The sequence below is a fragment of the Polaribacter cellanae genome, from assembly GCF_017569185.1.
GTDB classification, from domain to species: domain Bacteria; phylum Bacteroidota; class Bacteroidia; order Flavobacteriales; family Flavobacteriaceae; genus Polaribacter; species Polaribacter cellanae.
In genome coordinates, this window is the sequence record NZ_CP071869.1 from 3242568 (window position 1) to 3256565 (window position 13998).

Sequence of the window (13998 nt, forward strand, 5' to 3'; positions counted from 1 at the left end):
AAAGGAAGAATTACTTTTGTTTTGCTAACAAATCTCTAATTTGTTCTAGCAATTCTTCTTGGCTTGGTCCTTTTGGAGCTTCTGGTGCTGGTTTTTCTTTCTTTTTAGTTGCATTAATACCTTTTACAAGCATAAACATTACAAAAGCAACAATAATAAAGTCGATTACATTTGTTAAGAAATCTCCATACAAAACAGCAACTTCTCCAACAACTTTGCCAGTTTCATCTACAACACCTTCTTTAGCGATGTATTTTAAATCTTTAAAATCGGCATTAAATATTAAACCAATTAGCGGAGAAACAATTCCTCCAGTAAAAGATGTTACAACTTGTTTAAAAGCTGCACCCATAACAAAACCTACTGCAATATCTACAAGGTTTCCTTTCATTGCAAAGTCTTTAAACTCCTTAAGCTTTCCCATTTTATTGTGTTTTTTAATTAGTTAATTAAGTTGCTAAAATACTAAAAATAATCATTTCTTTAACACTTTTTTAACACGTTGTGAAATCGCAGTGAGCGTTTCGTATACAATTGTCTCAGAAACATTTGCAATATGTTGTATCGTATTTTGATGATTAAAAACAATAACTTCATCGCCTTCTTTACAATCAATTTTTGTAACATTTACCATAATCATGTCCATACAAACATTCCCAATAATGGGTGCTTTTTGGTTATTTATAAAAACATAGCCTTTTTTATTTCCTAATTTTCTTGACAAGCCATCTGCATGGCCCACAGGAATTGTAGCAGTTTTTGTAGGTCTTTTTGCAACAAAAGATCTATTATATCCAACAGTTTCTCCTGGTTTTATAAGGTGAATTTGAGAAATAATCGATTTTAAATTGTGTGTATTTTTTAATTGTACAGTTTCTTTTTCGTCGTTTCCAAAACCATACAAACCAATTCCAATTCGAACCATATCGAATTGTGCTTGTGGGAAATTTATAATACCAGAAGTGTTTAAAATATGCAACATTGGTTCGTAACCCAAATGTTTGTAAAATTCTTTAGCTATGTATGCGAAATTATTAATTTGGTTAATGGTAAAATCTTGTTCTTCTAAGTCTTCGCTTGCCGCCAAATGAGAAAATAACGATTGTACTTTTACGTGATTCGTTTCTTTTAATTCTGAAATTATTTTAGGGATATCTGTATGCCAAAAACCCAATCTATTTAATCCTGTGTTGAACTTTATATGAATTGGATAATTCATCAAAGGAGCTTCGTCTGCTAATTTTAAAAAAGCATCAAAAATGCTAAAATTATACAAATTCGGTTCCAATCGATAATCTACAATATTTTGTAAATTAATGGTTTGTGGATGTAAAACTAAAATAGGAGTTTTAATACCTGTTTCACGCAAAGCAATACCTTCATTAGCATAAGCAACCGCAAAATAATCTACTTTATCTTCTAAAAAATGGGCAACTTGCACAGCATCACTTCCATAACCAAACGCTTTTACAACTGCTAAAATTTTGGTTTCTGGGTTTAATTTTCCTTTAAAATAGTTTAGGTTGTGCTCTAAAGCATTTCCATCAATTTCTAAAACGGTTACGTGATTATTTAGATTCATGCTGAACTTGTTTCAGTATCTGTTTATTTAGATTCAGTATCTGTTAATTTGAATTTATTTCAGTATCTTCTAAATTATTATCAGCATTTTTTTTAGAAGCTTCAACATTTTCTATAGAAACAGATGTTGCTTTTCGTTTTTGCAAGGCTTTATAATATGCAGCTCTACTTAAAGGCTCATATTCTTGCATTTCGCCCAGCATAACAATTTTATCACTTTTTGTTTTTCTAAAACTATAATGTGCTAAATTTCCTGTATGCGTACAAACTGCGTGTACTTTGGTAACATATTCTGCAGTTGCCATTAAAGCTGGCATTGGTCCAAAAGGATTTCCTTTAAAATCCATATCTAAACCAGCCACAATTACACGAACACCTCTATTTGCCAAATCGTTACAAACAGCCACAATTTCATCATCAAAAAACTGTGCTTCATCAATACCAACAACATCTACATCGTTTGCCAAAAGACGAATGTTAGAAGAAACAGGCACAGGAGTAGAACGAATTCGATTGTCGTTATGCGAAACAACTTCCTCTTCGTCATAACGAGTATCTACAGCAGGTTTAAAAATTTCTACACGCTGTTTTGCAAACTGAGCACGCTTTAAACGTCTTATTAATTCTTCTGTTTTACCAGAAAACATAGAACCACAAATTACTTCTATCCAACCAAATTGTTCTGTATGATTTACTGTATTTTCAAGAAACATTTTGTAATTTTAGGCGTTATATTTTTGTAAATTTACGTTACTTTGAGTTTCAACAAATTTAGGAATATTTACGAGTAAAAAATAAATTCAACTTACAACTTATGCACAAAAAATTAGAAGCCGATTTAATAAGTTTAGCACACAGCATTTTACAGATGAAAAATAAAGACAATGTGTTTTTATTAAAGCAAAAATCGAAAGAAATTTACGAAAAATTAGCTGTTTTAGCATTTGTCGAAGAATATGTAAACTCCACAGTTAACGTAAAGGAAACAAAAGAAGAATTACTTTTTACAGTTGAAAAAGCATTCGAAAAGAAAGCGAATTTTATTGCTGAAGAAAATAATATTGAAGTAAAAACTGAAGAACCATCAATTATCCATAAATTAGATGATGATTATTTAGAACTTGAAAATGAAAAATTAAAGGCAGAAATTGGAGATGGATTTAATGAAGAGGACGAAAAAGGTATTGATAAAATTGAAAAACTTCAAGAGTCTTTAGAGACCAAAAAAGAAGAACCTATTGAGCAGCCTTTTGATGAGTTGGAAGAAATATTAGCATCTGAACCCGTAAATGTTGAAGAAAAAATAGAAGAAGTTGAAGAAGAAGCACCATTAACCTTAGAAGATGTAAAAAAAATCCATGAAGAAAATAGTGCTTCTCCAACCAGTTTTAAAGACGATCCAAAAGATGTTGGCGAGCGTTTTTCTAAAACATTAGAAGAAGAATTGCAAGATACCATTCCTGTAGATGTAATGGCGAATTTGTTTGAGCCAGCAAAACCAAAATCTTTAAACGATAAATTATCTGGCAACATTCAAATTGGGTTAAATGATAGAATTGCTTTTGTGAAGAATTTATTTGAAGGTAGCCAAGAAGATTTTAATAGAGTAGTTTCTCAATTGAACACAACCAAGACAGAAAAAGAGGCTAAAAACTTTATTAATAAAATGGTAAAACCAGATTATAATTGGACGAAACACGAAGAATTAGAAGCGCGTTTTATGGAAATAATAGAACGAAAATTCGCATAATTTTGTGTAAATGTTGAATTGCTTAAAAGTGTAATTGTAAGTTTGTTAAAGCTAAAAAAAATATGTACACTTGTCATTTCGACTTTATGGAGAAATCTTTTACACAATTAAACCTTTAAACAATTACACAAAAATTTTGAAGCCCGTTTTAATTCATACCCATTTTCACAAAAGAAGAACTGGTGTTACCAGAAGCATCGAAAATGTTTTTCCTTTTTTTTCTGATGAATATGAGGCTTATATTTATGGAAATACTGCAAAAGGGAAAAAGATTTCTTTTACGGAATTAAAGAAAATACTTTTTTCAAAAAGAGAAGTGGTAGTGCATTGTCATAGAAATAATGAGATAATCCGGATGCTTATTTTTAGAGCTTTGGGCGCAAAATTTAAGCTGATTGCCACTCGACATGCAGAATCTAAACCTTCGAATCTTACTTTAAAATTATTAAAAAGTGCAGATAAAGTTGTTACGCTTATAAAATCGATGAGCGATAATTTAGGCATTAAAAATACCATTGTTGGTCATGGAGTAAATGTAGCCGAATTTATTCCGAAGGAAAATGTTTCGCTAAAAAATATCCCGCAAGAAAATATTATTTTATGTGCAGGAAGAGTTAGAAAAGCAAAAGGACAAGTTGTTTTATTAGAAGCTTCCAAAATTTTAAAAGGCCACGAAAATTGGGCTTTGTTAATTGTTGGGAAAGTTGATAAACCAGATTTTTTGAAGGAATTAAAAGCAATTGCAGAAAAACATTCCATAGAAAAGCAAGTTTATTTCATAGATGAAACTGCGGATATTGTTTCTTATTACCAAGCCTCAAAAATTGTGGTTGTACCGAGTTTTTCTGAAGGTTTTTCTTTAGTTACAGCAGAAGCCATGTCTTGTGGTTGTTCTGTAATTGCAACTAAAAATGTGGGTGTGCATTCTCAATTAATTCAAGATAAAAAAGACGGTTATTTATTTGAAGCAGGAAATATAGCTGAATTAGAAACTATTTTGCTCCAAAAAATAAAAGGCGAATTGCCATTATTTGGAACTGAAGCAAGAGAAACAATTCTTAAAAGTTGGAGTGCAAAAAAAGAAGCCGAAAATTTAATACGCGTTTATAAATCAAATTAATTAATAACTCAAAATTTTTAAAAAATGAAAAAAGTATTTTTAACAATCCTACTTTCAGTAATTGCATTTTCATCAATAAATGCTCAAAAAATTGAAATGAAAAAAGTATTTGGTGGTTACAAATTTTCTCAAAATGATAAAGAATTATCATTAAACCAAATGCAAGAAGTTATGAAAAATAATCAAGAAGCTTTCGATTTAGTGAAATCTGCAAAATCGAACCAAACTTGGGGTATGATTTTAAGTGGAATTGGTGGAGGATTAATAGGTTATCCAATAGGTACAGCTATTGGAGGAGGTAATCCTAAATGGGTTTTAGCTGGAGTTGGGGCAGCTTTTATTGTTGCTACAATACCTATTATAAAAGGGTTTAATAGAAAAACTAAAAAAGCAGTAGAATTGTACAATGCAAATCAGTCAACTGTAAGTTCTAATTTTCGTCCACAATTTAATTTAAATATAAAAGGAATGTCTATGGGAATTTCTATGACGTTTTAAAAAAAAAGAGGCTGTCTTAAAAGTAAATTTACCTGTCGTTTTGAGCGAATTCTAAAAACCCAAAATATTGAAAACTCAATAGATAAGATTTCTCTATTACAGTCGAAAGAAATTCTAATACTTTTAAGATAGCCTCTTTTTTTATTCGCAAATACTACCCAATCTTCTCTTTCAATTCCTCCACAACTTTCTTACTATTTCCAATAAAAATTTCGTTATCTACCATAAAAACAGGTCTTTTTAAGAACGTATATTCGTCTAAAATGTATTTTTTATAATCTTCTTCAGTTAAAGATTTGCTCTTTAATTCCATAGATTTATACAATCTTGCACGTTTGTTAAATAAGGCTTCATAGCTATTAGAAAGTGCATACATTTCTGCCAATTGTTGTTCATTTACAGGATTCGATTTTATTTCTTGTTGCTCAAAACCAGCTGTATTTACTTCTTTTAAAATTCTTTTACAGGTATCACATGTTTGCAAAAAATAGACTTTCTTCATTATTTATATCATTATATTTACAGTCCAAAATTAACAATAAAAATGAAGAAACAATTCCATATTTTAAGAAAATCGAGAGCTTTAACATTAAAAACAATTGAAGGCTTAACATTAGAACAATTACATAAAATTCCTGAAGGTTTTAAAAATAACATCGCTTGGAATATTGCACATTTAGTAGTTACACAGCAATTATTGCACTATAAATTATCGGGCTTAAACTGTTTATGTCCAGATGAATTAATAGAAACGCACAGAAAAGGAACTTTTCCAACAAAAAACTTCACACAAGAAGAATTTGATGAAGTTTTAGACCTTTTTACAGGTTTACCAGATACCTTAGAAGAAGATTATAAAGCTGGTATTTTTAAGGAATATCACGAATATCCTACAAGTGCAGGTGTCGTTTTAGATTCCATGAATATGGCAATTCCTTTTAACAATTACCATGAAGGTTTACATATAGGAATTATTTTTTCAATTAAAAAGTTTATATAATTTTTATGGATTATTTTTTAATTGCGACAGTTTTAATCGTGCTTTCAGCTATTTTTGGGTATATAAATACAAAGTTTCTAAAGTTACCAACCACCATTGGTTTAATGTTAATAACCATTGTTTTTACCTTGGCTGTTTTTGCATTAAGTTATTTCGATGATACCCTTTTAATGAAAGAAAGAGAACTCATTACAAGCATCGATTTTAAAACGATTTTATTAGACGTAATGTTAAGTTTTCTATTGTTTGCTGGTGCTTTACATACGAACTTTCAGCAATTAAAAATTCAGAGAAAACCCGTTTTAATTTTTGCCACTTTAGGAACCGTAGTTTCTACTTTTTTATCAGGAATTTTTGTTTTTTATGTGTTGAAGATGATTCAGTTGGATGTCGATTTTATCTACTGTTTGTTATTTGGCGCGTTAATTTCGCCAACAGATCCAATTGCAGTTTTAGGAATTATGAAAAAAGTAGGTGCGCCAAAAAATTTGGAAACAAAAATTGTTGGAGAATCGCTTTTTAATGATGGAGTAGGCGTTGTAATATTCCTAACAATTTATCAAATAGCAAAAGGTGGTGTAGAAATTTCTGCAGGTCATATTGCAGAATTATTTTTTGTTGAAGTAATTGGAGGAATTATTTTAGGATTGATAATTGGTTGGACTACATATAGATTGTTAAAAAGTATCGACGAATATGATACTGAAGTAATTATAACTTTAGCCGCTGTTATGGGTGGAACTTTAGTTGCCCAAAAATTACACGTTTCTGCACCTTTAGCAATGGTAACTGCTGGGTTAATTGTAGGTACAGATACTGTTCGAAAAACTTCTATGAGTGCAATTACAGAACAGTATGTAGATAAGTTTTGGGAATTATTAGACGTACTTTTAAATACCATTCTTTTTGTAATGATAGGAATGGAAATTCTAGTGTTAACTTTTCATGCAACTTATATTTTAGCAGGTTTTATTATAGTTCCAGTTTTACTTTTAGCACGATATATCTCTTTATTATTACCCATAAAAATTTACGCAAAAAAGTTAGGTTTCGTTCCGAAAACCAATTTAATTATGACTTGGGGAGGTTTACGAGGTGGAATTTCAATTGCATTGGCTTTAAGTCTTACCAATAGTATGGAACGAGATTTGTTTTTAGTAATTACCTATATTGTTGTTGTGTTTTCAATTTTAGTACAAGGATTAACAGTTGGTAAATTGATTCAAAAATACACTAAGGAAACAGAAACAACAGAAATAACTTCACTTTAAATAAGTTTCAAAAAGAATGAAATTTAATACCAAAACAATTCATGGAGGTCAAAAAACGGAGGAAGTAACTGGTGCAGTTGTGCCACCCATATTCCAAACGTCTACATTTGCACAATTTAGTGCAGGAGAAAATCAGGAATATAATTATTCTAGAGGTTCTAATCCTACTAGAACTGCGTTGGAAAACAGTTTGGCTTCTTTAGAAAATGGAACACATGGTTTTGCTTTTTCATCTGGCTTAGCAGCAATCGATTGTGTTTTAAGAACACTAAAACCAGGTGACGAAATTATTGCAGGGAACCATTTGTATGGAGGAACTTATAGGTTGTTTACCAAATTATTCGAAAAATACGGCTTGGAGTTTGCCTATGTAAATATGGATTCTGAAGAAGAAATTTTAAAAGCAATTTCGGCAAATACAAAATTAGTTTGGTTAGAAACGCCCACAAATCCGTTATTAAAAATAGTAGATATCGAAGCAATTTGTAGAATAGTTAAAAATGTAAATTCTGATATTCTTATTGGAGTAGATAATACATTTGCAACACCTTATTTACAACAACCTTTAAATTTAGGAGCAGATATTGTAATGCATTCTGCCACAAAATATCTAGGAGGTCATTCCGACTTAGTAATGGGTGCTTTGGTTGTAAAAGATGCGAAATTAGCAGAAGAATTACATTTTATTCAATTTGCAGCAGGTGCAATTGCAAGTCCAATGGATGCTTTTTTAGCTTTAAGAGGTATAAAAACTTTACATCTTAGAATGCAACGTCATTGTAAAAATGCGATTGAGGTTGCTGAGTTTTTAAAAAATCACACAAAAGTTGAAGCTGTATATTTTCCGGGTTTAGAAGAACACCCAAATTATGAAATTGCCAAAAAGCAAATGAAAAATTTTGGTGGGGTTATTTCATTTACATTAAAGGATGAAAGTAAAGAAACTACTTTTAAATTTTTAGAAAATATAAAATTGTTTACGTTAGCAGAATCTTTAGGAGGTGTGGAAAGTATGGTAAATCATTCTGCAACGATGTCTCACGCATCTGTTTCAAAAGAGACACGTTTAAAAATGGGAATTACAGATTCTTTAATTCGTTTGAGTGTTGGTATTGAAGATATCGAAGATTTGTTGGCAGATTTAGAAAATGCTTTGAATTTGTAACAATTTTGTAAACCTGCAAGGTTTTTAAAACTCTGCAGATGTTTTTTAGTTTTAAAATCAAAATTTTAGTCAACGAATCAACCCATAAAGGGTTCGAAACCCTTTCTGGGTTATGGGTTATTTTAAAGGAACGAAAAGTCCCAGAAAAAATGTATGTGTTTTCTTTTACTAAAATAATCCGTTAATTTGAGAATCGATTCTATCTATAATATATCCTAAATCTTCTTGATTGTCTACAAAATCTAAATTATCGACATCTATTACCAATAATTTTCCTTTTTTGTAGGTAGAAATAAAAGCTTCGTAACGTTCGTTTAATCGGCTTAAATAATCGATAGAAATAGAGTTTTCGTACTCTCTACCACGTTTGTGAATTTGCCCCACCAAAGTAGAAATATCTGCCCGTAAATAAATTAATAAATCTGGTGGAGAAACTAAGTTTTCCATCAATTCGAAAAGAGAGCTGTAATTGCTGTAATCTCTATTAGTCATTAGCCCCATTGCATGTAAGTTGGGTGCGAAAATATGAGCATCTTCGTAAATTGTTCTGTCTTGGATAATGTTATTTCCAGATTGCCTTAACTCTAAAATTTGACGAAAACGACTGTTTAAAAAATATACTTGTAAGTTAAAGGACCAGCGTTCCATTTCTCCATAGAAATCATCTAAATATGGGTTTTCATCTACAGATTCGTAATGAGGTTTCCATTTATAATGTTTGGCTAAAAGTTTGGTTAGCGTCGTTTTACCTGCGCCAATATTTCCTGCAATTGCAACGTGCATATGTAAAGTATATAAGATTAAAAAGGGATGCTAAAGGTACACAATTTTTGCAATTGTAGCAGAATTAACAGAGCAATTTATAACCAAAACCACGTACGTTAATAATTTGCACGTTTTCGTCTTTTTTTAATTTCTTACGAAGTTTAGAAATAAATACGTCCATACTTCTTGCGTTAAAGAAATCGTCATTTCCCCATAATTTTTTCAAGATAAAAGTTCGGTTTAAAACTTCGTTTTTCTTTTCGATTAAATAATATAATAATTGCGCTTCTCTGTGTGTAAGATTTACTTCTTCTTGGTTAAAGGTTAATGTTTGTTTTGTGTGGTTAAAAGTATAGTTTCCAATCTTTAAACTTTCTACATTTTGTTTTAACTCTACACGATTTAGCAATGCTTTTATACGAACGATTAATTCTTCCATAGAAAACGGTTTTTTTAGATAATCGTTTCCTCCATGATTAAAACCCTCTAAAACATCGCTTGTTTGCGACTTTGCTGTTAAAAATATAATGGGAATTCGTTTGTTTTCTTCTCGGATTTCTTTGGCTAGAGTGAAGCCGTCTTTTTTGGGCATCATTACATCTAACACTAAAATATCTGGTTTTTCTTGCAGATACATTTGCAAAGCTTCTTCGCCATTAGCTGCATGAAAAACAGTAAAATCTCTAGATTCTAAGCTTTCGGTTACAATCATTCCTAAACTGGCTTCGTCTTCTGCTAAGAGTACTTTTATCTTATTCATTTGGCAAGTTTATTTTAAAAATGGTGTTATTTTTTGTAGTAGATAAATGCAAACTTCCATCGTGTTTTTCGATGATTTTTTTGCAATAATACAATCCGATTCCAAAACCTTTTACATCGTGCGTATTTCCTTTTGGAACTCTGTAAAATTTATCGAAAATTTTCTCCTGTTGGTTTTTATCAATTCCGTTTCCATTGTCTGCCACCGAAATTTCTGTGGTGTTTAAAATTGAATTAATGGTTACTTCTATTTCATCTCCACCATATTTTACAGCATTGTCTATTAAATTAGAAACCGCATTTTCGAAATGAAAAACATCTACGTTTGCATAAACTGGTTGCAAATTTGTAGAGAACGAAATGTTCTTAGAGGTTGATAAAAGTTGATGTCTAATCACCAATTTTTCAATAATCTCAATAATGTCTACTGTCTCTTTTTTTAATAATAATTGTTCGCTATCTAAAGTGGCAGTTTCTAGCAGTTTTTCTACCATTTGATGCAGTTTTTTTAGCTGAACAGTAGACATAGCAAGGTATTTTTTTGTTTTTTCTTTATCGTCTAAAACATTAAAATTTTCAATAGCTTCAATAGCTGTAGAAACAGTGGCAATTGGTGTTTTAAATTCGTGTGTAATATTGCTAATTAAATCGTTTTTTATGCTCGCTAATTCTTTTTGTTGGTTGATAATTTTTAGCAAATAAAATAAGGAAGCAATAACTGCTAAAGATAATAATAAGGAAAGAAATATTCCGAAGAAACTTCTTTTTAAAGCTTCGTAACTAGGATTGTTAAAAAATAATTGAAAGCTTTCTCCATGTTTAACAAAAGTAGAATTAGAACTCACATAAAATTTTTCCGAAGTTAAAACAGAGTCTTTTGTTTGATGAAATAAAGTGTCTTTTTTAAGATGATGAAAACTGGTTTTTATATCAATTTGTTTTTTTACAAGTTGATTTTCAATTAACGAATCAATTTTATTGTATTCTACAGATTGGTTTAAAAATGAAATAAAAATAGGCTCTAAATTAGTTAAAATTTTTAAACTATTTGTAGCTTTTTTTCCTCTATAATGTTTTACGGTAGTTTTAGCACCATCGCTATTTAAAGTGTACCCATTTTTATCATCTATAAATTGTGTAAATATTTTTAGAGAATCTTTTTTTATTTGATGAAGAGGATCTGATTTCGAATTGAATTGTGTTACAAACTTCTTCACGGAATTCATCATAGAATCTTTTTTTTCTTTCGATAGATTCTCGTCTGTTATAATTTTTAAATTATTAAAAGTTACTCTTGTGTTTTCTTTTTTAGAAGTGTTTTTCTTTATTTTTTTAAAAATATCTTTTAATGTATTACTTTTTGTGGTGCTATCTTTAGAAACATTCGAATTTATAATCGTTAAAAAATCGCTTTTTGCCAAAGAAGAATAATATTCTTCAATAGCATTATCTAAACTCAATTGAATTTCATTAGTAACTAACCGTTTGTTTTCTTCATAATTTTTATAATTCCAATACCCTTGTACAACAATTGTAGTGATAATTGTTATTACAATTAAATAGAGAATCCATCTGTATTTTTGTGTATTCATACCCCCAAAGATAATTTCTTTTTTTTATAAAAATAAGCTGTTAACAATCGTTAACTTTCGTTAACTCTATAGTTTGCTTTTCAAATGCATCTTTGTAGTGTTCAATTAAAAAAAACACATAAATAATGAAAAATGTAGCATTACTTCTAGTACTTTTTTGTTCGTCGATTTTAGTTGCCCAAAAAAATAAAGTTACAATATCTGAAGCTCAGATAACTTCAGTTTCTTATACAGTAAGTACTATCGAAGAGTTAAAAATAATCAACTGGGAAAAAATAGAAGAGATATTTAAAAATAATAAACCAGAAGAAATAATAGAAATGAATTTTGGAATCGATTTAAAAGAATCGAAGTATAAAATAAAAAGTTCTATTAAAATTTCTGGAGAAAGTAAAAATTTAGATTCTCTAATTGTAAAGGCTAAAAAAGGAGTAAAATCATTAATAAAAATATCAAATAAATACAAAAACAAATAAACGATGAAATTAATTTTAGCAATACTAACAATGGTAGTTGCATTTGGTTTAAATGCACAAAATTTTCAAGGGAAAGCTGTCTATAAAACGCATAGAAAAATGAAGGTTAATTTTGGCGAAGACAAAAAAGACGAAAACTCTGAAATGAATAAACAATTGCAAGCTCGATTGCAAAAAATGTTTCAAAAAACCTATATTCTTCGTTTTAATAAAACAGAATCTATTTATAAAGAAGATGTTGCTTTAGAAACTCCAAATCCACAAATAGGTGGTGCAGACATAATAATGATGGGTGGAGGAGAAAATGATATTCTCTATAAAAACAAAAAAGAGAAAACGTATCTAAGGCAAACAGATATTATGGGGAAATCTTTTTTGATTAAAGATAAAATAGAGCCAATTAAATGGGAGTTATCTTCGGAAACTAAAAATATTGGAAACTATACATGTTACAAAGCAACAAATACAAAAGAGGTAGAAAATAAGGAAATGACGATGGTAGATGGCGAACTTAAAGAAAACACCAAAATGGTAAAAGTTGTAACAACAGCCTGGTATACACCACAAATACCAATAAGCAATGGTCCAGATAATTATGGAGGTTTACCTGGTTTAATTTTAGAAATAAATGATGGAGAATTAACGATTATTTGTTCGGAAATTATTTTAAACCCTAAAGAAGATTTAGAGATTAAAAAACCTAGAAAAGGAAAGGAAGTAAATCAAGAAGAATTTAATAAAATTCAGGAGAAAAAAAGTAAAGAAATAATGGAGCAACTTAGAAATACGAGAGGAAAAAACAATGGAATGGAAATTAAAATCGGTGGATAATTAATAATAAGCAAGTAGTTGTAACAATTTTAAATTTTTATCTACAAAAAGTTGTAATTAAAAGGTCAATCAAAATTTAAGAAAGAAGAATAATTCAGTTGTTGAAAGAAAAAAATAAAACAGAATTACATACTTCTCAATTAAATAAATATTTTGAAAGTTTTAGAAATAGAAAAAAATTAGAGAATGAATCACTGGAATATAACATTAAAACATTCTACTGATTTAAACCTTAAAGCTAAAACGAAGTCTAAAAACAAATTAACATTACTTTTTTAGAAAAATTTTAAAAAATATGAAACAATTATTTATAGTATTATTCGCCATTGTTACAATAGCAACATCTGCACAGAAAAATTTTCAAGGAAAAGCAACTTACATGTCTAAAGCAACAATAGATATGAGTAGCTGGGGAGATCGTTTCAACAAAATGTCGGAAGCTCAAAAGAAGCAAATGGCAGTAAGAATGAAATCTTTTCTTGAAAAAACATTTATACTAACTTTCGATAAAACTTCTTCTATTTATAAAGAAGACGAAAAATTAGCAACACCAACTGCTGGTAGAGGTAGAGGCTGGAGAGGAATGTCTGGTGGAGGAATAAAATACAAAAACATTAAAGACCTTGTAGCATTAGAATCTATAGAGTTTTTTGGTAAAAAGTTCTTAATTTCTGATGATATGAAAAGACCAGAATGGGAATTAGGAAGCGAAACCAAAAAAATTGGAGAATACATTTGCTATAAAGCAACACTTGTGAGAGATGTAGACCCTACAGACTGGACAAACATGAGAAGAAGAGGTAGAAATAATGATGACAAAAAGAAAGATAAAGCCAAAAAAGATACTTCGAATGTTGTAAAAATTTCTGACGAAATAGAAATGCCAAAACAAATTACAGTTACAGCATGGTACACACCACAAATTCCTGTAAGTAATGGACCTGCAGAATATTGGGGGCTACCAGGTTTAATTTTAGAATTAAACTCAGGAAGAACTACAGTTTTATGTACAGAAATTGTTATGAACCCAGAAAACAAAGTAAACATAGAGGCGCCTACCAAAGGAACAGAAGTAACAAGAGACGAGTATAACAAAATCATCACTAAAAAAATGGAAGAGATGAGAGAAATGTTTAGAAACAGACGTGGTAGAAGAAGAGGCAGAAACTAAACAATTACAACCCAACACA

Annotated in this window: 16 protein-coding genes; 9 read left to right on the plus strand and 7 right to left on the minus strand. The window is 29.9% G+C overall.

Annotated features, from left to right (window positions below):
* Window positions 1-10 precede the first annotated feature (10 nt).
* From mscL to J3359_RS14565, 3 genes are read right to left on the minus strand one after another with little or no spacing between them, the layout of a single operon-like run.
* Window positions 11-424, minus strand: coding sequence for a large conductance mechanosensitive channel protein MscL (gene mscL, locus J3359_RS14555; RefSeq protein WP_208077651.1), 414 nt, complete (start codon window positions 422-424; stop codon window positions 11-13).
* A 51-nt stretch (window positions 425-475) separates the two neighbouring features.
* The gene (gene alr / locus J3359_RS14560) at window positions 476-1582 is read right to left on the minus strand and encodes an alanine racemase (RefSeq protein ID WP_208077653.1); all 1107 of its coding nucleotides are present in this window, start codon (window positions 1580-1582) and stop codon (window positions 476-478) included.
* Between the two features lie 43 nt (window positions 1583-1625).
* A complete protein-coding gene (locus J3359_RS14565) occupies window positions 1626-2294 on the minus strand; it encodes a thymidine kinase (protein ID WP_208077654.1) in 669 nt (222 codons plus the stop codon).
* A 101-nt stretch (window positions 2295-2395) separates the two neighbouring features.
* Here J3359_RS14565 and J3359_RS14570 point away from each other — a divergent pair, with 101 nt between their 5' ends.
* The 3 genes from J3359_RS14570 (at window position 2396) to J3359_RS14580 (ending at window position 4949) form a co-directional block, all read left to right on the plus strand.
* Window positions 2396-3331, plus strand: coding sequence for a DUF8457 domain-containing protein (locus tag J3359_RS14570; RefSeq protein ID WP_208077655.1), 936 nt, complete (start codon window positions 2396-2398; stop codon window positions 3329-3331).
* Between the two features lie 136 nt (window positions 3332-3467).
* Complete coding sequence (locus J3359_RS14575) at window positions 3468-4451, plus strand: glycosyltransferase family 4 protein (protein ID WP_208077656.1); 984 nt, start codon at window positions 3468-3470, stop codon at window positions 4449-4451.
* Window positions 4452-4475: 24 nt separating this feature from the next.
* The gene (locus J3359_RS14580; protein ID WP_208077657.1) at window positions 4476-4949 is read left to right on the plus strand and encodes a hypothetical protein; all 474 of its coding nucleotides are present in this window, start codon (window positions 4476-4478) and stop codon (window positions 4947-4949) included.
* A gap of 154 nt (window positions 4950-5103) precedes the next feature.
* Here J3359_RS14580 and J3359_RS14585 read toward each other — a convergent pair whose 3' ends face one another.
* Window positions 5104-5451: an arsenate reductase family protein gene (locus J3359_RS14585; RefSeq protein WP_208077658.1), complete on the minus strand. Its 348-nt coding sequence runs from the start codon at window positions 5449-5451 to the stop codon at window positions 5104-5106.
* 42 nt (window positions 5452-5493) lie between these two features.
* Between J3359_RS14585 and J3359_RS14590 the strand changes: the two genes are divergently transcribed.
* From J3359_RS14590 to J3359_RS14600, 3 genes are read left to right on the plus strand one after another with little or no spacing between them, the layout of a single operon-like run.
* On the plus strand, window positions 5494-5949 hold the full coding sequence (locus tag J3359_RS14590) for a DinB family protein (RefSeq protein WP_208077659.1): 456 nt from the start codon (window positions 5494-5496) through the stop codon (window positions 5947-5949).
* Window positions 5950-5954: 5 nt separating this feature from the next.
* A complete protein-coding gene (locus tag J3359_RS14595) occupies window positions 5955-7220 on the plus strand; it encodes a cation:proton antiporter (protein WP_208077660.1) in 1266 nt (421 codons plus the stop codon).
* 16 nt (window positions 7221-7236) lie between these two features.
* Window positions 7237-8385 (plus strand): cystathionine gamma-synthase, encoded by a 1149-nt coding sequence (locus J3359_RS14600; protein ID WP_208077661.1) that lies wholly within the window; start codon window positions 7237-7239, stop codon window positions 8383-8385.
* A gap of 168 nt (window positions 8386-8553) precedes the next feature.
* On the opposite strand, the gene J3359_RS14605 is transcribed toward J3359_RS14600, so the two are convergent.
* The 3 genes from J3359_RS14605 to J3359_RS14615 form a co-directional block, all read right to left on the minus strand.
* Complete coding sequence (locus J3359_RS14605) at window positions 8554-9168, minus strand: deoxynucleoside kinase (RefSeq protein WP_208077662.1); 615 nt, start codon at window positions 9166-9168, stop codon at window positions 8554-8556.
* 64 nt (window positions 9169-9232) lie between these two features.
* Entirely contained in the window at window positions 9233-9910 is a 678-nt protein-coding gene (locus J3359_RS14610; RefSeq protein ID WP_208077663.1) for a response regulator transcription factor, read from the minus strand.
* Complete coding sequence (locus tag J3359_RS14615; RefSeq protein ID WP_208077664.1) at window positions 9903-11501, minus strand: sensor histidine kinase; 1599 nt, start codon at window positions 11499-11501, stop codon at window positions 9903-9905. The genes J3359_RS14610 and J3359_RS14615 overlap by 8 nt, the downstream gene beginning before the upstream one ends.
* 125 nt (window positions 11502-11626) lie before the next feature.
* Here J3359_RS14615 and J3359_RS14620 point away from each other — a divergent pair, with 125 nt between their 5' ends.
* The 3 genes from J3359_RS14620 to J3359_RS14630 all read left to right on the plus strand — a co-directional run bounded on the left by J3359_RS14620 (window position 11627) and on the right by J3359_RS14630 (window position 13979).
* Window positions 11627-11977: a hypothetical protein gene (locus J3359_RS14620; protein WP_208077665.1), complete on the plus strand. Its 351-nt coding sequence runs from the start codon at window positions 11627-11629 to the stop codon at window positions 11975-11977.
* Between the two features lie 3 nt (window positions 11978-11980).
* On the plus strand, window positions 11981-12808 hold the full coding sequence (locus J3359_RS14625) for a GLPGLI family protein (RefSeq protein WP_208077666.1): 828 nt from the start codon (window positions 11981-11983) through the stop codon (window positions 12806-12808).
* A gap of 295 nt (window positions 12809-13103) precedes the next feature.
* The gene (locus J3359_RS14630) at window positions 13104-13979 is read left to right on the plus strand and encodes a GLPGLI family protein (protein ID WP_208077667.1); all 876 of its coding nucleotides are present in this window, start codon (window positions 13104-13106) and stop codon (window positions 13977-13979) included.
* Window positions 13980-13998 lie beyond the last annotated feature (19 nt).

Excerpts from the sequence above, each read along its gene's own strand:
- mscL (WP_208077651.1), bottom strand. The coding sequence starts at position 424 with ATGGGAAAGCTTAAGGAGTTTAAAGACTTTGCAATGAAAGGAAACCTT.
- alr (WP_208077653.1), bottom strand. The coding sequence starts at position 1,582 with ATGAATCTAAATAATCACGTAACCGTTTTAGAAATTGATGGAAATGCT.
- J3359_RS14565 (WP_208077654.1), bottom strand. The coding sequence starts at position 2,294 with ATGTTTCTTGAAAATACAGTAAATCATACAGAACAATTTGGTTGGATA.
- J3359_RS14570 (WP_208077655.1), top strand. The coding sequence starts at position 2,396 with ATGCACAAAAAATTAGAAGCCGATTTAATAAGTTTAGCACACAGCATT.
- J3359_RS14580 (WP_208077657.1), top strand. The coding sequence starts at position 4,476 with ATGAAAAAAGTATTTTTAACAATCCTACTTTCAGTAATTGCATTTTCA.
- J3359_RS14585 (WP_208077658.1), bottom strand. The coding sequence starts at position 5,451 with ATGAAGAAAGTCTATTTTTTGCAAACATGTGATACCTGTAAAAGAATT.
- J3359_RS14590 (WP_208077659.1), top strand. The coding sequence starts at position 5,494 with ATGAAGAAACAATTCCATATTTTAAGAAAATCGAGAGCTTTAACATTA.
- J3359_RS14595 (WP_208077660.1), top strand. The coding sequence starts at position 5,955 with ATGGATTATTTTTTAATTGCGACAGTTTTAATCGTGCTTTCAGCTATT.
- J3359_RS14600 (WP_208077661.1), top strand. The coding sequence starts at position 7,237 with ATGAAATTTAATACCAAAACAATTCATGGAGGTCAAAAAACGGAGGAA.
- J3359_RS14605 (WP_208077662.1), bottom strand. The coding sequence starts at position 9,168 with ATGCACGTTGCAATTGCAGGAAATATTGGCGCAGGTAAAACGACGCTA.
- J3359_RS14610 (WP_208077663.1), bottom strand. The coding sequence starts at position 9,910 with ATGAATAAGATAAAAGTACTCTTAGCAGAAGACGAAGCCAGTTTAGGA.
- J3359_RS14615 (WP_208077664.1), bottom strand. The coding sequence starts at position 11,501 with ATGAATACACAAAAATACAGATGGATTCTCTATTTAATTGTAATAACA.
- J3359_RS14620 (WP_208077665.1), top strand. The coding sequence starts at position 11,627 with ATGAAAAATGTAGCATTACTTCTAGTACTTTTTTGTTCGTCGATTTTA.
- J3359_RS14625 (WP_208077666.1), top strand. The coding sequence starts at position 11,981 with ATGAAATTAATTTTAGCAATACTAACAATGGTAGTTGCATTTGGTTTA.
- J3359_RS14630 (WP_208077667.1), top strand. The coding sequence starts at position 13,104 with ATGAAACAATTATTTATAGTATTATTCGCCATTGTTACAATAGCAACA.